Annotated in this window: 19 protein-coding genes; 7 read left to right on the top strand and 12 right to left on the bottom strand. The window is 68.2% G+C overall.

Annotated elements, in window-relative coordinates; all coding sequences use genetic code 11:
* Positions 1–10 precede the first annotated feature (10 nt).
* The 6 genes from C2868_RS15300 to lgt form a co-directional block, all read right to left on the bottom strand.
* Positions 11–841: a hypothetical protein gene (locus tag C2868_RS15300; RefSeq protein WP_146048092.1), complete on the bottom strand. Its 831-nt coding sequence runs from the start codon at positions 839–841 to the stop codon at positions 11–13.
* Positions 842–888: 47 nt separating this feature from the next.
* Entirely contained in the window at positions 889–1668 is a 780-nt protein-coding gene (locus tag C2868_RS15295) for an ABC transporter permease (RefSeq protein ID WP_100809774.1), read from the bottom strand.
* Complete coding sequence (locus C2868_RS15290; protein WP_100809773.1) at positions 1665–2465, bottom strand: ABC transporter ATP-binding protein; 801 nt, start codon at positions 2463–2465, stop codon at positions 1665–1667. Before C2868_RS15290 ends, C2868_RS15295 begins: the two co-directional genes overlap by 4 nt.
* Positions 2462–2830, bottom strand: coding sequence for a DUF1048 domain-containing protein (locus tag C2868_RS15285; protein ID WP_100809772.1), 369 nt, complete (start codon positions 2828–2830; stop codon positions 2462–2464). Before C2868_RS15285 ends, C2868_RS15290 begins: the two co-directional genes overlap by 4 nt.
* A 1-nt stretch (position 2831) precedes the next feature.
* Complete coding sequence (locus tag C2868_RS15280; RefSeq protein ID WP_100809771.1) at positions 2832–3173, bottom strand: PadR family transcriptional regulator; 342 nt, start codon at positions 3171–3173, stop codon at positions 2832–2834.
* Positions 3174–3270: 97 nt separating this feature from the next.
* Positions 3271–4179 carry a prolipoprotein diacylglyceryl transferase gene (gene lgt, locus C2868_RS15275; RefSeq protein ID WP_232711091.1) on the bottom strand — a complete coding sequence of 303 codons (909 nt, stop codon included), beginning with the start codon at positions 4177–4179 and terminating at the stop codon, positions 3271–3273.
* Positions 4180–4295: 116 nt separating this feature from the next.
* On the opposite strand from lgt, the gene C2868_RS15270 reads away from it, so the two are divergent.
* Positions 4296–4595 (top strand): metal-sensitive transcriptional regulator, encoded by a 300-nt coding sequence (locus C2868_RS15270; RefSeq protein WP_232711090.1) that lies wholly within the window; start codon positions 4296–4298, stop codon positions 4593–4595.
* A 207-nt stretch (positions 4596–4802) separates the two neighbouring features.
* Here the strand turns inward: C2868_RS15270 and C2868_RS15260 are convergent, their stop codons facing one another.
* The 3 genes from C2868_RS15260 to C2868_RS17765 are packed head-to-tail and all read right to left on the bottom strand — an operon-like array spanning position 4803 to position 6983.
* Positions 4803–6488 (bottom strand): FAD-dependent oxidoreductase, encoded by a 1686-nt coding sequence (locus C2868_RS15260; RefSeq protein WP_100809768.1) that lies wholly within the window; start codon positions 6486–6488, stop codon positions 4803–4805.
* The gene (locus C2868_RS15255; RefSeq protein WP_219811485.1) at positions 6485–6868 is read right to left on the bottom strand and encodes a rhodanese-like domain-containing protein; all 384 of its coding nucleotides are present in this window, start codon (positions 6866–6868) and stop codon (positions 6485–6487) included. Before C2868_RS15255 ends, C2868_RS15260 begins: the two co-directional genes overlap by 4 nt.
* Positions 6855–6983, bottom strand: a complete 129-nt coding sequence (locus C2868_RS17765) for a hypothetical protein (protein WP_258034463.1) — start codon at positions 6981–6983, stop codon at positions 6855–6857. Before C2868_RS17765 ends, C2868_RS15255 begins: the two co-directional genes overlap by 14 nt.
* 163 nt (positions 6984–7146) lie before the next feature.
* Between C2868_RS17765 and C2868_RS15250 the strand changes: the two genes are divergently transcribed.
* Positions 7147–8472 carry an NAD(P)/FAD-dependent oxidoreductase gene (locus C2868_RS15250; protein ID WP_100809766.1) on the top strand — a complete coding sequence of 442 codons (1326 nt, stop codon included), beginning with the start codon at positions 7147–7149 and terminating at the stop codon, positions 8470–8472.
* Positions 8473–8487: 15 nt separating this feature from the next.
* Here the strand turns inward: C2868_RS15250 and C2868_RS15245 are convergent, their stop codons facing one another.
* The gene (locus C2868_RS15245) at positions 8488–8988 is read right to left on the bottom strand and encodes a MarR family winged helix-turn-helix transcriptional regulator (protein ID WP_146048091.1); all 501 of its coding nucleotides are present in this window, start codon (positions 8986–8988) and stop codon (positions 8488–8490) included.
* A gap of 81 nt (positions 8989–9069) precedes the next feature.
* On the opposite strand from C2868_RS15245, the gene C2868_RS15240 reads away from it, so the two are divergent.
* The 3 genes from C2868_RS15240 (at position 9070) to C2868_RS15230 (ending at position 13711) form a co-directional block, all read left to right on the top strand.
* Entirely contained in the window at positions 9070–11172 is a 2103-nt protein-coding gene (locus tag C2868_RS15240) for an MMPL family transporter (RefSeq protein ID WP_100809764.1), read from the top strand.
* A 341-nt stretch (positions 11173–11513) separates the two neighbouring features.
* Entirely contained in the window at positions 11514–11897 is a 384-nt protein-coding gene (locus C2868_RS15235; RefSeq protein ID WP_146048090.1) for a hypothetical protein, read from the top strand.
* Positions 11898–12184: 287 nt separating this feature from the next.
* A complete protein-coding gene (locus C2868_RS15230; protein ID WP_100809762.1) occupies positions 12185–13711 on the top strand; it encodes an HNH endonuclease signature motif containing protein in 1527 nt (508 codons plus the stop codon).
* 106 nt (positions 13712–13817) lie between these two features.
* On the opposite strand, the gene C2868_RS15225 is transcribed toward C2868_RS15230, so the two are convergent.
* Positions 13818–15653 carry a DUF2207 domain-containing protein gene (locus C2868_RS15225; RefSeq protein WP_232711089.1) on the bottom strand — a complete coding sequence of 612 codons (1836 nt, stop codon included), beginning with the start codon at positions 15651–15653 and terminating at the stop codon, positions 13818–13820.
* Between the two features lie 69 nt (positions 15654–15722).
* On the opposite strand from C2868_RS15225, the gene C2868_RS15220 reads away from it, so the two are divergent.
* Positions 15723–16157, top strand: a complete 435-nt coding sequence (locus C2868_RS15220) for a MarR family winged helix-turn-helix transcriptional regulator (RefSeq protein ID WP_100809760.1) — start codon at positions 15723–15725, stop codon at positions 16155–16157.
* Between the two features lie 78 nt (positions 16158–16235).
* Here the strand turns inward: C2868_RS15220 and C2868_RS15215 are convergent, their stop codons facing one another.
* The gene (locus C2868_RS15215) at positions 16236–16700 is read right to left on the bottom strand and encodes an Hsp20/alpha crystallin family protein (RefSeq protein WP_100809759.1); all 465 of its coding nucleotides are present in this window, start codon (positions 16698–16700) and stop codon (positions 16236–16238) included.
* 278 nt (positions 16701–16978) lie between these two features.
* Between C2868_RS15215 and C2868_RS15210 the strand changes: the two genes are divergently transcribed.
* Positions 16979–18124: a zinc-binding dehydrogenase gene (locus tag C2868_RS15210; protein ID WP_198519486.1), complete on the top strand. Its 1146-nt coding sequence runs from the start codon at positions 16979–16981 to the stop codon at positions 18122–18124.

Here is an 18124-nt window from a genome sequence, read left to right as displayed (position 1 = left end):
CGCTCGATCGTCAGTCCTGGTCGCTGAGCACCACGACCTCGTCACCGTCCAGCACGAACTGCAGCGCCGTTCCCTCGGGAAAGGCCTCGAGCAGTTCGTCGGGCAGTTGTTGTGGACCGGAGGTCACGATGATCTCGACGGTCGCGGGGAACATTCCCGCAGCGCACCCGGAGAAGATCGCCCCTTCGAACGAGTTGGACTCGCTGTCGATCTTGCTCGAATCGACGACCATGAGGCAGGCCTGGTCGGGCGCGTAGGCGAACATTCCGTTCCGCATCTTGAAGAACGACAGGCCGTGAAACGTCTGAAACGCCGCTCCTCCCTCGGGCACGTCCGCCGGTTCACGCGTGCCGTTCTCGGTGTAGTTGGCGAAGATCCCCGGCCACTCGGCGAAGGTATCGACGCCGAGCACCGCGATCTCGCGCGGGTCCGCCTGGATGCGCCGCGACACGAGCCCCGTGACGGTCGCGGTGACCAGGACGGCGATCGCGAGCGAGGCGCCCCAGGCGATCACGACGCGCTTCTTCGTCCACGCCCTGCGCCGTACAGGATGATCGTGCGGGAGCTCTCGGTCGCCCTCGGGCCCGGATCCGATCGGAGCTACCGATTCGGCATCGACCGCGGGTTCGAGCACCCGAGCCGACATCGCGGGCAGCGGCGGCACCGGTGGTTTCGGCGGCTTCGGCGGCCTCGGCGGGAGCTGCCCGGGCGCCGACCCCCGTGCGAGCTGCTCGAGGTCCTGCAGCCGCGTCAGCGCCGACGGATCGTCGTGGATGTCCGGATCGGGGCCATAGGCCCGCGCGCGGAGCGTCTTGAGCTCGTGCAGCAGCTGGTCGTCCATCCCAACCCATTCTGCACCGAGCATGTGCCCGGGCGAGCCATCCGTGTTCAGCGGAGCTTGCGCCGGTAGATCACGATCGCGAAGCCGTACGCGACGACGAGGATGCCCGCGAGCCAGGCCAGCGCGATCCAGATATCGCCGCCGACGGGCTGGCCGGCGAACAGGGCACGGATGGTGTCGACGATCGACGTGACCGGTTGGTTCTCGGCGAACCAGGCGACCGGACCCGGCATCGAGCCGGTGGGCACGAACGCCGAACTGATGAAGGGCAGGAAGATCAGGGGATAGCTGAAGGCACTCGCCCCGTCGACGGTCTTGGCCGAGAGCCCCGCGATCACGGCGATCCACGTCAGCGCCAGGGTGAACAGGATCAGGATGCCCGCCACCGCCAGCCACGCTCCGATCGATGCCCCCGTCCGGAATCCGAGGAGCAGCGCGACGCCGACGACGAGCGCGAGCGACACGAGATTCGCGACGAGGGATGTCAGGACGTGCGCCCACAGCACGCTCGATCGCGCGATCGGCATCGATTGGAAGCGTTCGAAGATACCGCCCTGCATGTCGAGGAACAGCCGGTAGGCGGTGTAGGCGACCCCGGACGCGATCGTGATGAGCAGGATGCCGGGCAGCATGTAGTTGACATAGGACTCGCCGGATCCGGTGTCGATCGCCCCGCCGAGCACGAACACGAACAGCAGCATGAGGGCGATGGGGGTCACCGCCGTCGTGATGATGGTGTCGGGGCTGCGCAGAATGTGACGCAGCGACCGTCCCGTCAGGATGCTCGTGTCCGTGATGACGCGAGCGGTGACGACGTGGGTGGTCATGACGGATCTCCTTCGGATGCTTCGGATGCGTCGGATCGTTCGGATTCTTCGGGCGCCCCGACGAGGGCGAGGAAGACGTCCTCGAGCGACGGCTGCTTCTCGATGTATTCGACCTGCGCGGGTGGCAGGAGTTGCTTGAGCTCGGCCAGCGTCCCGCTCTGGATGATCGTGCCGCGGTGCAGGATCGCGATGCGGTCGGCGAGATGCTCGGCCTCGTCGAGGTACTGGGTGGTCAGCAGCACGGTCGTGCCACCGCGCGCGAGGTCGGTGATGGCTCGCCACACCTCGATACGAGCCTGCGGGTCGAGGCCCGTCGTCGGCTCGTCGAGGAAGATGACCGGCGGGTCGCCGATCAGGCTCATTGCGATATCGAGCCTGCGGCGCATGCCGCCCGAATAGGTGCCCGCGCGACGCCCGCCCGCATCGGTGAGCGAGAACTGAGCGAGCAGCCGGTCGGCGATCGCCCCGGGGTCGGGCAGGTGCCGAAGCCTGGCGACGAGCACGAGGTTCTCGCGGCCCGTCAGCACCTCATCGACCGCGGCGAACTGCCCGGTCAGGCTGATCGATTCGCGCACGTCGGCCGGCGCGGTCGCCACGTCGAACCCGGCGACGCGGGCCGTGCCGGCATCCGCCCTCAGCAGTGTCGACAGGATCCGCACGAGCGTCGTCTTGCCTGCCCCGTTCGATCCGAGCAGCGCGAATATGCTGCCCGCCTCGACGTCGAGGTCGACGCCGCGCAGCACCGAGACATCCGCGAAGGACTTCTCGATCCCGCGAGCCTGGATCGCGGCGGTCATGACCGCTGCCGCCGCTCGGCGTCTTCGACGGCCTTCGCGAGACGTGCACGCTCCTTGTCCACCCATCGGGTGCCGGTGTAGGCCAGGGCGAAGGTCTCGGCGAAGTCGACGGGGTCGTCGCCGACGATGTCGCGGATCGGCGTCCCGTCTGCGGCGGCACGCTCCCACAGATCGGCCAGGTCGCCGATCATCGTGACAAGGGTGTCGCCGTCGGTGATGCCCCCGTAGTACATGAAATAGCGGTGCATGGCTTTCGCCACGTCCCCGTAGGGCTCGGGCAGCCCATCGATGCGCGCCTTGTCGCGACGGTACTGCTTCTTCTGCTCGAGCGACCCGGTCAGGGTCTCGATCCACTTGGCGGCCATCTCAGTCGTTTCCCTTCGTCTGTTCGCTCTGGAGCTGTGCGATTCGGTCCACGAGGAAGCTCCACGTCCCCCAGAACTCTGCGAGCTGTTCGCGGCCCTGAGCGTTGAGTCGATAGACCTTGCGCGGCGGGCCCTTCTCTGACGGCACCTTCTCGACGTCGACGAGACCACGCTGCTCGATGCGGATCAGCAGGGCGTAGACGGTGCCCTCGGCGATGTCGGTGAATCCTTCGTCACGCAGCCGTGCCGTGATCTCGTAGCCGTACGCGGCCTGCGTGGCGAGGATCGCAAGGACGATTCCCTCGAGCACGCCCTTGAGCATCTCGGTCGCTTGTTTGCCCATCCGGAATCGCCTCATTACTCAGTGTCACTAGGTACTGGTAGATAGTATCACTGAGTACTGCGGGTGCGTCAAGCATCCGCTCTCGCGAAGACCCGGCTCAGACCTTGTCGGAGCTCGTCTCCGCGGCGGGTTCTTCGACTGCGGCCCCACCCTTGACGGGGCCGACGCCATCGCGGAAGATGCTCGTCTCGGGCTCGGGATGACGGATCGTCTGGATCACGAACAGCGCGATACCGAGCGCGATCGCCACGAACGACGCCCACACGTTGGCGGGGATGCCGAACAGGCCGTCGCTCGTCGGGTCGATGCGGATCGCCTCCAGCCAGCTGCGGCCCAGGCCATACCAGATGAGGTACACGGCGAACGCCTTGCCCCAGCGCAACGCGATGCGACGCTCGAGGAGCAGAATGATGGCAACGCCGACGAGGTTCCAGATCATCTCGTAGAGGAACAGCGGGTGGAACAGCGTTCCCTCGGCGAGCCCCTCGGGGAACTTCGGGTTCGTCGACTCGATCTCGAGACCCCACGGCAGGGTCGTCGGCAGCCCGAAGAGTTCGTGGTTGAAGTAGTTGCCGAGTCGACCGATCGCCTGGGCGACCAGCATCGCCGGGGCGAGGGCGTCGGCGAACGACCACAGGCGGATGCCCGCGATGCGGCATCCGATCCACGCCCCCACCGCTCCGCCCAGCAGCGACCCGTAGAGCGCGTTGCCGCCGTCCCAGATCGCGAAGATCGCCCACACGTTCGCACCCGGGTAGAAGTAGTCCCCGACGTGGGTGAACACGTGATAGAAACGGGCGCCGACGATACCGAGTGGCACGGCCCAGATGATGACGTCGAGAACCGTTCCCGGCCCTGCCCCGCGATTGCCGAGCCGTCGCTGCGTGATGAGCACCGCGGCGATGATGCCCGCGATGATGCACAGCGCGTACGTATGGATCGTCAGCGGCCCGAGGGCGAACTGGGCGAAGACCGGGTCGGGACTCGGGAGGCTGCTCGGATTCACAAGGGGCAACTGTAGTCGCGATCCCTGTGAGAAATACCCAGCGGGGTATCCACTTTTCGTGAGAGAATGGCGTGAGGCACTCCACTCAGTCGGCGTGCCCCGGCAGGAGGCCCATCGTGAACGTACCCGCGACATCCGATCCGACGGACGACCGCGAAGCAGAGCTGATCGCGCAGCAACGCAAGATCGTCAACCGCCTGCGCCGAGCGCAGGGCCAGCTCAACGCCGTCGTGAACGCGGTCGAATCCGGCACCGACTGCCGAGACATCGTCATCCAGCTCGCCGCGGTGTCGAAGGCCCTCGACCGTGCGGGTTACGCGATCGTCGCGTCGGCCATGCGCACGTGCATCGCCGACCCGCAGGACGAGTCGATGACGCCGGACGACCTCGAGAAGCTCTTCCTCACCCTCGCCTGAGACGGGCTCAGCGCCCGAAGAGTCGTGCGAACAGGCCGGTGGACGGCTCTTTCGCGTGACCCTCGCACCGCTGCGACCGCGGGACCGAGCGCATCACCTGATCGACGTGCTGACCGCAGCCCGCCCAGGTCGCCTTGCCGCACTTCTTACAGGTCACTGCGTAGCACATGGCTTGTCTCCGAATTCAGGATCGACGAAAGATCAGGGTCAGCGGACGATCTCATCGACCACGAGGGCGTCTTGCGCGCGTGCGCCGAGCGACGCCCGCAGCGTCAGGATGCCTCCCGAGAGCGACGCGGAATCCATGCCCGCCTGGCTCACGACGCGGTGGGCGATCGCCGAACGCACGCCCGATGCGCACATGACGCGTACCGGACGCCCATTCGCTCGCTCGCGCACCTCGCCGATGCGCTCCCGCAACTCGGTGTGGGGAATGTGCAGCGCGCCGGGCACATGGCCCGTCGCCCACTCGTCGTCACGGCGCACGTCGAGCACCAGAGACGTCGCCATCACATCGTCGAGGTCCTCGGCGTACCAGAGCGACAGGGTTCCGTTCAGAACGTTCTCGCCCACCATCCCGGTGAGGTTGACGGCATCCTTCGCCTGACCATACGGCGGGGAATAGGCCAGATCGAGGTCGATGAGTTCGTCGACGGACATGCCCGCACGGATCGCGGTCGCAAGCACGTCGATCCGCTTGTCGACCCCCTCGGCGCCGACCGCCTGCGCGCCGAGCAGCCGCCCCGTCTCGGGGTCGATGTGCACGACCAGGTGGATCTGACTCGCGCCCGGGAAGTACCCGGCGTGCTGGTTCGCGTGCAGATGAATCGTGCGGTGGGTCGTGCCGCTCGCCCGCAGGGCCGCGCGATTCGCGCCCGTCAGGGCGGCGGTCAGCGACCCCACTCGGACGATCGCCGTGCCGAGCGCGGGCGGGATCGCTCGAGCCGTCGCCGGGCGCAGGATGTCGTCGGCCACGAGCCGCCCGGCGCGATTGGCCGGCCCGGCCAGGGCGACCGGGTGGCGCGCGCCGGTGATCGGATCGACGTTCAGAGTGGCGTCACCGACGGCCCAGATTCCGGGCACGCTCGTGCGTCCATGATCGTCGACACGGATCGCGCCACCCTCGCAGGCGATGCCCGCGCGCTCGAAGAGAGCCGTGTCGGGGCGCACCCCGACCGACAGCACGATCATGTCGGCGCGCAGGCGCGAACCATCCGTCAGCACGACCGTGTCGTGGTCTGCGTCCCGCTCGATCGCGGTCGCGGCCATGCCGACGTGCACATCGATGCCGAGCGCCCGGAGCTCCTGCGTCACGAGCCAGGCCAGCTCGGGCTCGAACGGACTCAGCGGGTGCGGCGCGGTCTGGACGATCGACACCTCGAGACCGTCCGCGGCCAGCGCCTCTGCGGCCTCGACACCGATGAACCCGGCGCCGAGGACCACCGCGCGGCGCGCGCCGGACGTGACCCTGTCGCGCAGGGCGAGGGCGTCGTCGATGGTGCGGAGTGTCCGCACGCGGGGCGATGCGATCCCGGCGATCGCGGGGACGACCGCGGTCGCACCGGGAGAGAGTACGAGCGCGTCGTAGTCGATGACCTCGACGCCGTTGGCCGTCTGCACGGTCACGTTCTTCGCGGATGAGTCAACGGCGATGACATCGTGCTCGGGACGCACGTCCAGGGCCAGGGCCGCGCGGAGCGACTCGGGGGTCTGTACGAGCAGCTTCTGGGGGTCTTCGATCTCGCCGCCCACGAAGTAGGGCAGACCGCAGTTGGCGAACGACACGTGCGGGCCGCGCTCCAGCACGATGATCTCGGCGGATTCGTCGAGGCGCCGCGCACGGGCGGCCGCGCTCATTCCCCCCGCGACCCCGCCGACGATGACGATTCTCATCGGACGATCTCCAGGTCGGTGGCCTGCGCCGCTTGGTCGACGCCGCCGGCATCCCGGACAGACAGACCCTCGTCCGTCATCTCTGCCACTGCCTGCGCCGACCGGTTACCCGACTGGCAATAGACGATGTAGTCGAGTTCTTCGTCCAAGTCCGAGATCCGGGAAGCGAACTCGGGCGACTGGAAATCGATGTTGACGGCACCCTCGAGGTGCCCCGACGCGTACTCGCTCGCGGTGCGCACGTCGATGACGACGGTGTCTGTACCCCGTTCGATCGTCGAGGCGGTGCTGGGCGTCGCGGCACACCCTGCGAGCAGCCCGGCGACGGCGACAGCCGCGAGGCCGAGGCGCAGAGAGCGCGAGCGACTACGCGACGACATCGTGCCCCTGGCACAGCTGGTTCTCGGGCACACCGCGGAGCGCCTCTTCGACATGCTGACCGCACCCGGCCCACGTCGTCTTGCCGCACACATCGCACCGCACGGGACTGCACATGACTGACCCCTCTCGTCGTTCCACCTCACAATAGCATACCCCCTGGGGTATCTCTGCAATGCGTTGCCCGCAGAGCTCTCGCGCTCGATGACACCGAGCGCTAGCGTCGGGATCGCACCGTGCGTTTCAGAACGATGAGGTGCAGGACGAAGGGTGATCGCGAATGGACCGTTTCGACACGATCGTCGTCGGCGCCGGGGTCGCCGGGCTGACCGCAGCGCGTCTGCTCGGGGACGCGGGCCGCCGCGTCGCGATCCTCGAAGCTCGCGACCGCGTCGGGGGGCGCCTGCACACGGATCGCGGCCACGGCCGGGTGACCGATCTCGGCGCGTCCTGGATCCACGGCATCACCGACTCCCCCGTTGCGGCGACCGCAGGATCCCTCGGCATGCGAATGGTCGAGTTCACGGTAGGCGGGTATCAGCCCGACAGCCGCCCGATCGCCTACTACGGTCCGGACGGGCAGCGGCTCTCGGATGCCGACGCGCAGAGTTACGCCGCAGACATCCATGCCGTCGATGCGACTCTCGTCGACGTGATCGCCGCGTCCGACCCGGATGCCTCGTACCGCGACGTGACCGAAGCTGCCCTCCAGCAGCAGAACTGGGGCGAAGAGCGCACCCAGCGCGTGCGCGAATACCTCGAGCACCGCGCCGAAGAGCAGTACGGCGCGTGGATCGGGGATCTCGCGGCGCACGGACTGGACGACGACTCGATCGACGGCGACGAGGTGGTGTTTCCCGACGGGTACGACGTCCTCGCGTCGGGGTTGGCGCGTGGTCTCGATGTGCGCCTCGAACACGTCGTCTCGCGCGTCGAGTGGGGCACGGACGGGGTCGTCGTGACGACCGACCGAGGGACATTCGCCGCGCGCGACGCGGTGGTGACGGTTCCAGTGGGCGTGCTGCAGTCCGATGACTTCGCAATCGAGCCGGCACTCCCGCAACCGGTGGCCGGGGCCCTCGGCCGCCTGACGATGAACGCCTTCGAAAAGGTCTTCCTGCGTTTCCCGACGAAGTTCTGGGACGACGACGTGTACGCGATCCGTCAGCAGGGTCCGGAGGGCCGCTGGTGGCACTCCTGGTACGACCTGACCGCCCTGCACGGCGAGCCCACGCTGCTGACCTTCGCGGCGGGGCCGGCGGGTGTCGAGACCCGCGAGTGGGACGAGGGGCGCGTCGTCGAGTCCGTTCTCGCCCAGCTGCGTCGGCTCTTCGGCGACCGTGTCGAACAGCCGACGCACGCGCACATCACCCACTGGCAGGACGACCCGTTCACGCGCGGCTCGTACGCGTACATGACGCTCGGCTCGAGGACCGAAGATCACGACGATCTCGCGACCCCCATCGGCGGGGTGCTCCACCTGGCCGGCGAAGCGACGTGGACGGATGACCCGGCCACCGTGACCGCGGCGATGTGCTCGGGCCACCGCGCGGCGACACGGATCCTCGGCCGGGATGTCCCCATCGAGCGACTGTGGGAAGCCTGACCCGACCGACGCCCCTCAGCCCTCGGGCTCGGAGACCCGCGGGTAGGCGTGCATCCGGAGGCGTTCGACCACCTGAGCCAGATACCGCGTGATCGACTCTTGCTCGGCCTCGGTGAACGAATCGAGTTCGGCATCGATCCCCATGATCATCGGCAGGAGCCGTCCCATGGCCCGGTCGCGTGACGCGGGCTGGGGCACGACCAGGGTGCCGCGCCGATCGGTGGGGTGCGGTTCGCGCGTGACGTGACCGAGCGCCACCAGCCGGTCGATCGACGTGGTCGCCGCCCCCGCCGAGATGCCCACCCTCCGGGCGAGCTCGGTCGGGCCGAGCGGGCCACCCATCAACAGATGCTCCATCGCCTGCAGATCGGTGGGGTTCACCTCGAGCTCGGTGGCGATCGAGCGCTCGAACTCCTCGCTGAGCTCGATGAACTCGCGCAGCAACGCCGTCGCCGGACGGGTCGGCGAGAAGCCGGCCGCACCCGCGGCGGATTCGTCCCTGGCCGTCGGTTGCATGACGTCCACGATATCGCTACATTCATTCGATAGTCATATAGTTTGAACTTCAAATGAGTTTTACAGACGTGGAGACACACCATGAGCGGCCTGCTGCGCTTCCTGACATCTGCCAAGACGTCGTGGATCATGCTCGTGCTGGCCGCGCTCGCGGCCGCCGCGCTCTTCACCATCGCCGGCGGCGAGGAGTCCGAAACGGCACCGTCGGTAGGCCTGCCCGACAGCGCCGAGTCCGTACAGGTCGATCAGCTGCGCGACGAGTTCCCGAGCGCCGACGGCACCTCGGCCCTGCTCGTGTTCGCGGCCGAAGACGGGAAGCTGGACGCCGACACCCTCGCCCGCATCAATGAGAATGCCACCGGCGAGCTGGCGGACATCTCCAGCGATGGATTCGTCCCTCCCGCGCAAGTCTCGGAGGACGGAACGGTCGCCCTCGTGGTGGTCCCGCTCGAGCCCGAGTCCGACGTCGCCGCACAGAGGGAGCGCGCGGAAGAGCTGCGCGACGCCGCGTCGGCCGGTCTCGACGGTGTGCGGGTCTACCTGACCGGAGCCGAAGGGTTCGAAGTCGACATCGCCGCGGTCTTCGCGGGGGCGGACTTCACGCTGCTGCTGACCACCGTGATCGTCGTGGCCGTGCTGCTGCTCATCACCTACCGCAGCCCGTGGCTGTGGCTCGTGCCCCTCGTCGTGATCGGGCTGGCGGACGCGCTGGCCGGCATCGTCGCACGCCAGGTGGCGAGTGCGGTCGGCGTGCAACTCGACGCATCCGTCACCGGAATCCTGTCTGTACTCGTCTTCGGCGCGGGGACGAACTACGCACTCCTGCTCATCGCGAGATACCGGGACGAGCTGCGCCTGCACGAGAGTCGGCGCGTCGCGATGCAGCGGGCGCTGCGCGGCGCCGGCCCCGCGATCATCGCGAGCGGCTCGACAGTGGCCCTGGCACTGCTGACCCTGCTGCTCGCCGAACTCGCGGGCAACCGTGCGCTCGGACTCGCGTGCGCCGTCGGCATCGTCGTGGCGATGATCTTCGCGCTGTTCGTGCTGCCCGCGGCGCTGGTCCTGTTCGGGCGCGGACTCTTCTGGCCGTACATCCCGCGATTCGGGTCGCCCGACGCGATCGCACGGAGCGTCTGGGGCAAGCTCGGCCGCGGCGTTTCGAAGCGCCCGATCGTCGTGGCGACGAGCGGATTCATCGTGCTGGGAGTTATGGCGAGTGGGCTCTTCTTCGTCCAGACCGGGCTCTCGCAGAACGATCGCTTCCTGCAGAAGCCGGAGGCGGTGCAGGGTCAGGAAGTTCTCGCCGAGGCGTTCTCGGCCGGTACGACCTCACCCGCCGTCGTGATCGTGCCCCTCGACGAGGCCGACGAGGCCGCGAGCACGCTATCGGATCTCGACGGGGTCGACACCGCGACGATCGGCGAGACGACGGACGAGCTCGCCCAGATCAACGTCACGCTCAACGCCAGCGCCGAGACCGAAGAGGCGTTCGCGACGATCGAGCGGATGCGCGTGGCCCTCGACGGCGTCGGCACCGGAGAGGGGCTCGTCGGCGGGCTCGATGCGCAGGCACTCGACGTCACGAACGCGCAGGCTCGCGATCAGGCGCTCATCATCCCGCTCATCCTGGTGCTCGTCTTGATCGTTCTCGTCGTACTGCTGCGAGCGATCGTCGCGCCACTGCTGCTGCTTCTCGCGGTCGTGGCGAGCTTCTTCTCCGCGATCGGTCTGAGTTGGTGGCTGTTCCAGACGCCGCTCTTCGGCTTCCCCGCCATCGACACCAACGTGCTGCTGTTCAGCTTCCTGTTCCTGGTGGCCCTCGGCGTGGATTACAGCATCTTCCTCGTCACGAGGGCGAAGGAGGAGTCCGAGCAGCTCGGCATCACGCAGGGCATGATCCGCGCTCTCGCCGCGACCGGTGCAGTGATCACGAGCGCCGGAATCCTGCTGGCCGCGGTATTCGCGGTGCTCGGGGTGCTGCCGCTCATCACGCTGACGCAGATCGGCATCATCGTCTGCATCGGCGTGCTCATCGACACGCTGCTCGTGCGGACGGTCGTCGTTCCCGCGCTGGCCTTCATCACGAAGGACGCCTTCTGGTGGCCGCGCAAGCCGAAGCTGCGTGACGCTGACGCGGCGGCGCGCGGAGCGGATGCGCTGGCTCGGACGCCGAGCGGCGGCTGAGGGAGCCACCTGGCTCTGCGCTCGACGGTGTCCCATCACAGAGAATCACAAAAAGATAACGGAAGTCCTTGCCCGCCGTTACCTGGTCGTTATAGAGTGCATGCACGGTAGTTGTTTTGCTGTGGCAGCTACCGACATGTGATTGCAGGACACTCTTGGTGCAAGGGACTAGGGCCGGTCAGAAGCCTCTCTGACCGGCCCTTACTTGTGCGCCGGCCCTTGCGGCCGGACTGTGCCTCATCCCCGTGCGCGGACTCTGGCTCGTTCCGGCGCGCGTCCTCACGATCGCGGTCGCCTGTTTCGCGGGTTTCGTTTGGTGCGTCACCTCGTCCGCGACGGTCGTGCCGCTGGTCAACGCCGGGTGCGAAACGGGCTACGTGGTTGTCGAAGAGTCCTTCATGCTCGCCGGCTGGGGCACCGTGTATCGGACCGACGGCATCTTCGTCACCGCCGTCGAGAAGACCCTCGGCGACGACGGCTACCACCCGTTCGCGGACGGCGCCTATGCCGTGGTGGACGACGGCGAATCGCTTCGGGTCTGGCATGGCATCGCCTTCGACTACTCGGCCGCGCCCGTGAGCACCGACCGCGACCCCGACTTCGTCCTTGCGAAGCTGACCGATCGAACCTTTTCGTGCGGCGTCAGCACGGGCGCACGCACAACCCGTGCACGGCGCGCGGCCCCATCGGACTGGCCGAACAGCAAAAACATCACAAAAACATAACGACAATCCTTGCCCGCCGTTACCTGGCCGTTATAGAGTTCACGCAGCGGAAGTTGTTTGCTGTGGCAGCGACCGTCATGTGATTGCAGGACACTCTTGGTGCAAGGGACAAGGGCCGGTCAGAAGCCTCTCTGACCGGCCCTTACTCTTGCCCGCTTCGGGTCAGGAGCGAACCGCGTTGCGGTCGTTCCTCCACAGGACTCCCGCTCGGGAGTTATCCACAGAATACGATCTCGACCTGGCCTTCTGTCCGTTTCGATGTCGGTGGCCGATGGGATTCTGGAGGCATGTTCACGACGGCGACCGCCCCCACCGCAGCCCCCTCGGGCGCGGCTGTGCGGGCGGCCGTGGCCGAGGCATCCGCTCTTCTGGAAACGCTCGTTCTACGCGAGCTGGATGGGCTCTCACTCTCATCCGACAGCGACGTGCTCGAGCTGACCCGGGCGGCAGAGCAGCTCGGCCGGCAGGTCGATGCGCTGCGCACGCTGATCGCTTCCGAGCTCGGGCGCCGCTCGAGTGCCGAGCAGGGCGCGAACGGTCTGAGCACGCGCCTCGGATGCCGCAACCCCGCCGAGCTCGTCGAGCGCCTGTGTTCGGTTTCCGGCGCGACGGCACGCACCCGCCTGCGACTCGGCCAACACGTTGCGCCCAGATTCAGCCTCTCGGGCGATCCTCTTCCGTCTGACTTTCCGGCTGCCCGGGCGGCGTTCGGCGCCGGTGAGCTGGGCATCGATGCGCTCGTCGCCATAACGGGCGCGCTCGCTCCCCTCACAGACAGATGCGGGATCGCGGCGATCGCGGCCGCCGAGGGTGAGTTGGTCGCGGCCGCGACGGGGACGGCACCCGACGGTGCCCCGCCCGCCGGGGCCGACGAGATCCGGATGCAGGCGAAGCTCTGGGCGCTCTATCTCGATCCCGACGGGGTGCTTCCCGACCCGGATCGTGCCATGCGCCGCCGCGGGTTGACGCTGGGGCGAGAGCGCGACGGCGTCATGCCGATCTCGGGCGCACTCCTGACCGATGTTGCGGCACAACTGCAGCGATTGATGGACGCTCAGAACAGTCCGCGCGTCGCGGACAGCGGTGCCGGGCCGTCGTTTGCAGAGAGTGCCGTCGGTGAGACGAGCGCACTCGACGATCCCGACCGCGACTGGACGGGCGGACTGCGCGAGCACGCGCCCGGCGACAACCGCACACGAGCGCAGCGCCAGCACGACGCACTCGCGGCGGTCCTCGGCGTCGCGGCCCGCTCGGCCGACTCACCCTCGATCGGCGGCGCGGCGCCCACCCTGCTCGTCACGATCAGCGCGTCCGAACTCGATCGCGCCGACGGCTACGGCCTGCTCGACGCCGCTCACCTGAGCGACGACACCGGCGCGGACGCCGTCGCCCAGCCGGTCCCTGCGGCCTTCGCCCGCCAGATTGCGTGTTCCGGCGGTATCCAGCGCCTGGTCCACGACGATCGCGGCCGCATCATCGAACTGGGCGGGCCTCAACGCGTCTTTACCGCGCACCAGCGACGCGCCATCATCGCGCGGGACGGCGGATGCGTCATCCCCGGATGTCACGTTCCCGCCGCCTGGTGCGAGATCCACCACGCGATCGGCCACGCCCGCGGCGGGCCGACGCACACCGACAACGGCGTCCTGCTGTGCTGGTTTCACCACCGCACCCTCGAGACGAGCGGGTGGGAGGTTCGCATGCGTGACGGAACTCCCGAAACGCGCGCGCCGAACTGGATCGAAGCGCGACGACCCTGGCGCCCCGTGCGACCGCGAAGATACAGACGGGGAACGCGGGAAAGGCCCGGATAGAACGCGGGAACGCCCGGTAGAACGCGGGAAAGACCCGGTAGAACGCGGGAACCCCCGGTAGAACGCGGGAACGCCGGGCTAGCCGTCCGCGCACGTGGTGGCGCATCTACACGCCACCGCCGCCACCTCCGCCGCCGCCGCCACCCGCAGATCCACCGCCGGATGATCCACCGGAAGAGGACGCGGTCGACGTGCTCGCCGACAGGGAAGAGATGCTGGACGAGAACGCTGCAGCACTGAACGCGCTGGTGCCGTAGTACCAGCTGGGCTGCGAATCGCCGTAGTACACGACGATGCGCTCGGCCCACTCTTTCTCCTGCCCGAACACCACCGCATAGGGCAGCAGCCGCTCGTACAACCGGACCATCTGTCGAGGATCGTCGACCGAGATCGGCGCGCGCTCCGCACCCCGCGGCGACTGCAGCATCCGGATCCGGTCCGCCTCCGCCCACCCGATGAACACCTTCACACCGGCAAGGTGATCCCGCAGCTCGGCTCCGCGCGATGTCAGCGGTCTCCGCGAGACCAGCACACCCGCGACCACCGCAAGAACCGGCGCGACGAACATCAGAGTCAGACTCCATGCCGGGGTGATACCACCACTCAGACCGATGACGCCGAGAATGACAGCCGCAACCGCGGCCAGAATCCCCACCAGGATCGGCCGTGCACGCACGATACCCGGCACCACGCGCCGAACACCCATCGCCGTCAGCGTCGCATCCGCTTCCTTCAGGATCTTCTGCGCCGTGCGCGAGACGCGCGCGTCGCTCTTGCCGAGCGTGAACGCGGTCTTTCCGTCGGGGAACATCCCGTCCAGCAGTTCACGGCCGTTCTCGTCGGCCAACGACCGATCGATCAGCTCGAGCTCGAACGTCTGACTCCCCCACCTGCGCGCGCCCTCGACGATCCGGATCGACCCGGCGATGGCCTGCTCGAGCACCTCCGCGGGTATCCCCTTCGTCTGCGCACCCCACAGCACAGCGGATTCGAGCGCGTCGAGACCCGGCGGAGGATCATACTCGGCGATAACGGTCGGGCGGCCCGGCTCGTCGCGCAACCAGCGGCGACGGACGACCACGGCCCAGATCACGGCCAGCACGCTCACCAGCGCCGCCCCTCCCTGCAACCACCCGATCGGCGAGGCGAAGGGGGACGAATCGAACTCCGCGAACGTGCCGGGCGCGAAGGCGACCGCGATCGTCATGGTCTGTCGCGGCGAAAGCGCGTCGGCTCGAGCCGTGACCACGGCGCCCGCCGCGTCGGGCGTCACCTCGATCTCACAGCGGTCCGTCGATCCGGTCGACCCCTGGTAACACGCGGCGTCACCGGTCAACGACGCGGCAAGATCGGCGTCGAGGATCAGACGCGCCCCGACGCGACCGAAAGGCTGCCGCCACTCCTCTCCGTTCACGTCCCAGTACAGTTCGTCAACGCCGGTGTCGCTGAAGCCCCGGGTGACGTTCTGCAGGTCGTACGTGAAGACGTACGTCTGCGGACCGTGCACGTAGTCGTCCGCGCGTGACGTCACGACCAGGAAGTCGTCCTCGTCCTCGGTCTCGACCGGTCTCTCACCGCCGACGCCATCCGTGACCGACACGAGCGAGGGGAACAGCGGCGCGCCGAGGTAGCTGTTCGGAATCAGCCGCCGCATCCCCCGGTTCTGGTCGGTCTCGGGGAACACGGCAACGAAGGTCTCGACGACCCGCATCCGACTCGTGCCGTCCTCGGCGCGCGTCAGCGTGTACTCGACGTCGAGACTCGCGAACGAGAAGTCGTCCACGTCGCTCGAAACGGCGGCGATGTCCTCGACACTCCCACCAGGTTCGGCTGCCGCCGCCGGCACGACGGCCACCCCGAGCCCCGCAACGATCACCGCCGCCACAGACACCGCCGCGACAGACATCGCAGCGGCCAGGCCTGTCCGGATAATCCCTCGCATAGGCCCAGCCTAGACACGAGCCTTGACCTGCCCACCCGCCAGCGGCGCCGTGCAAGTAGCCTGGACGGCATGACGAACCGCCGCCTCGCCGTGGAAGCGTGGGAGAGTCTGTTCCGCGCGCAGCACGAGGTGTTCACCGAGATCAGCGACGACTTCCGCGGCTCAGGCCTGGAGCAGGGGGAGTACGACGTGCTCCTGACCGTGACTCGCGGGCCCGACATGACCGCGCGACTGCGCGATGTCACGGCGCGCATGCTCGTGAGCCAACCGTCGGTATCGCGCCTCGTCGACCGGATGGTCTCGCGCGGCCTGATCACGAAATGCGCCGACCCCGACGACGGCCGCGGCGCACTCGTCCGCGCGACCGAGGCGGGCGCTTCCGCCTTTCGCGTGGTCGCGACGCATCACGCGCGCACGATCGCCGAGCGGATGTCTCGGCTCGACGACGACGAACTCGAACAGCTCCGCGATCTCACCGCGAAGCTGCGCGGGACGGCGAAGTGACGGTACGCCGAGACGCCTGCCCGAACGATGGATGCCGCACCCCGAGGGGCGCGGCATCCGTTCTGTGCGGTATCGGTCCTACTGCTCGATGAGCTGGGGGCCCGCGGCGTCGGCTTCCGACTCGCGCGCGGCGATGACGGGGCCATCCGCATCGGTCGCGACCTCGATCTTGCGGGGCTTCGCGCGCTCACTGACCGGGATCGTCACAGACAGCACGCCGTTGTTGTAGCTCGCGGAGATGCGGTCGGTGTCGACGCCCTGACCCAGGTTGAGCTGGCGCAGGAAGCTCGCGGCCTCGCGCTCCCGGGTGATCCACTTGACGCCGTCGCCGGCCGTCAGGGTGCGCTCGGCGCGGATCGTCAGCAGCTGGCCGTCGACGTCGATGTCGACCGATCCGGGGTCGATTCCGGGCAGATCGGCGGTCAGCACGTAGTGGTCGCCGTCGCGGTACAGATCCATCGGCATGCGCCGCGGTCCTCGCCGCGCGTCCAGAAGGCTCGTCGCGAGGCGGTCGAGGTCGCGGAACGGGTCGTATGTCGCCATGGTGGTTGTCCTTCCTGGTGTTGCCGGATTCGCTTCCGGCGATGAACGGGTTCGTGTGGAGTTGTGAGGATTCGTATGGAGTTGTGAGGAGTTGAGTCGACTCGACTCAACAATCACAGATTAGCACTCTACCCCCGAGAGTGCCAATGACTTCCGGCGTCTCCGGGCCGCACGTTTTCACCCACCGACAAGCGGAGCGGCGCTGCCCTGTGGGACCGTGGTGCACTTGCCGTGCTTGCGAACACGAGCCCCGGAACGATGACGTCGAGGATCACCCCATGACCGCCACCACACCCGCGACGATGAAAGCCGCCGTCCTGCGCGCGGATGGCCCCGAACTCGAGATCCTCGACGTTCCCCGCCCGACGCCCCGGGCCGGCGAGGCCCTCGTCAAGGTCATCGCGTGCGGCGTCTGCCACACCGACCTGCACGTCATGAAGGGCGAGGTGCGCTTTCCGCGGCCGGCGGTGATGGGGCACGAGATCAGCGGCACCCTCGTGGCGTTCGGCGACGGCACGCCACCGCCGCCCTCGCTCGCGATCGGCGACACGGTCATCGGCGCCTTCATCATGCCGTGCGGGACCTGCCCCGCCTGCGCACGCGGGCGCGACGATCTGTGCGCCGAGTTCTTCGGGCAGAACCGCCTGAACGGAACTCTGTACGACGGCGAGAGCCGCCTCTCGATGCCGGATGGGTCGTTCCTGGCCATGTACTCGATGGGCGGGCTCGCCGAATACGCGGTCGTGCCGATAACCGCGCTGACGCGGCTGCCGGACGGACTCGACCCCGTCACGTCGGCCGTCCTCGGGTGCGCGGCATTCACCGCCTACGGTGCCGTTCACCGGGCCGGCAACGTCCGGCCGGGCGAGGCCGTCGCGGTCGTCGCCGTCGGCGGCGTGGGCAGTGGAGTGGTGCAGATGGCGCGTGCCGCGGGTGCCGACCCGATCATCGCGATCGACGTCGCCGACGACAAGCTCGAGGCCGCCACCGCCCTGGGGGCGACGCACACGATCAACTCGCGCGAGACGGATGCCGCCGCTGCGGTCCGCGAAATCACCGGCGGCCTGGGTCGTGGTCTGGGTGTCGACGTGGCGTTCGAAGCCCTCGGACATCCCGCGACCTTCCGGCAGGCGATCGGACTCCTCGCCGACGGAGGGCGCATGGTGGCGATCGGCATCGCGGTGGGCAACGCTGCGGCCGAGGTCGAGATCACGCCGCTCGTCCGCCGCGGTTACACGATCACCGGATCCTTCGGCGCCCGCACCCGCGCGGACCTTCCGGCCGTCGTCGACATCGCCGCATCCGGCGGATTCGACACCGCGCGTCTTGTCACCCGGCGCTACACGCTCGACAATGCAGATGCCGCGTATCACGCGCTCGCCCGTGGCGAGATCACCGGACGCGCCGTCGTCGTCATGGACTGA

It is taken from the genome of Microbacterium sp. CJ77 (genome assembly GCF_002911615.1).
Classification (GTDB): domain Bacteria; phylum Actinomycetota; class Actinomycetes; order Actinomycetales; family Microbacteriaceae; genus Microbacterium.
Note: the sequence above shows the minus strand (reverse complement) of the source record. Positions and strands in the feature narration are given on the sequence as shown.

Excerpts from the sequence above, each read along its gene's own strand:
- C2868_RS15295 (WP_100809774.1), bottom strand. The coding sequence starts at position 1,668 with ATGACCACCCACGTCGTCACCGCTCGCGTCATCACGGACACGAGCATC.
- C2868_RS15255 (WP_219811485.1), bottom strand. The coding sequence starts at position 6,868 with ATGTCGTCGCGTAGTCGCTCGCGCTCTCTGCGCCTCGGCCTCGCGGCT.
- C2868_RS15240 (WP_100809764.1), top strand. The coding sequence starts at position 9,070 with ATGAGCGGCCTGCTGCGCTTCCTGACATCTGCCAAGACGTCGTGGATC.
- C2868_RS15290 (WP_100809773.1), bottom strand. The coding sequence starts at position 2,465 with ATGACCGCCGCGATCCAGGCTCGCGGGATCGAGAAGTCCTTCGCGGAT.
- C2868_RS15210 (WP_198519486.1), top strand. The coding sequence starts at position 16,979 with ATGACCGCCACCACACCCGCGACGATGAAAGCCGCCGTCCTGCGCGCG.
- C2868_RS15300 (WP_146048092.1), bottom strand. The coding sequence starts at position 841 with ATGGACGACCAGCTGCTGCACGAGCTCAAGACGCTCCGCGCGCGGGCC.
- C2868_RS15260 (WP_100809768.1), bottom strand. The coding sequence starts at position 6,488 with ATGAGAATCGTCATCGTCGGCGGGGTCGCGGGGGGAATGAGCGCGGCC.
- C2868_RS15280 (WP_100809771.1), bottom strand. The coding sequence starts at position 3,173 with ATGGGCAAACAAGCGACCGAGATGCTCAAGGGCGTGCTCGAGGGAATC.
- C2868_RS15245 (WP_146048091.1), bottom strand. The coding sequence starts at position 8,988 with ATGCAACCGACGGCCAGGGACGAATCCGCCGCGGGTGCGGCCGGCTTC.
- C2868_RS15285 (WP_100809772.1), bottom strand. The coding sequence starts at position 2,830 with ATGGCCGCCAAGTGGATCGAGACCCTGACCGGGTCGCTCGAGCAGAAG.
- C2868_RS15215 (WP_100809759.1), bottom strand. The coding sequence starts at position 16,700 with ATGGCGACATACGACCCGTTCCGCGACCTCGACCGCCTCGCGACGAGC.
- C2868_RS15220 (WP_100809760.1), top strand. The coding sequence starts at position 15,723 with ATGACGAACCGCCGCCTCGCCGTGGAAGCGTGGGAGAGTCTGTTCCGC.
- C2868_RS15230 (WP_100809762.1), top strand. The coding sequence starts at position 12,185 with ATGTTCACGACGGCGACCGCCCCCACCGCAGCCCCCTCGGGCGCGGCT.
- C2868_RS15225 (WP_232711089.1), bottom strand. The coding sequence starts at position 15,653 with ATGCGAGGGATTATCCGGACAGGCCTGGCCGCTGCGATGTCTGTCGCG.
- C2868_RS15250 (WP_100809766.1), top strand. The coding sequence starts at position 7,147 with ATGGACCGTTTCGACACGATCGTCGTCGGCGCCGGGGTCGCCGGGCTG.
- C2868_RS17765 (WP_258034463.1), bottom strand. The coding sequence starts at position 6,983 with ATGTGCAGTCCCGTGCGGTGCGATGTGTGCGGCAAGACGACGTGGGCC.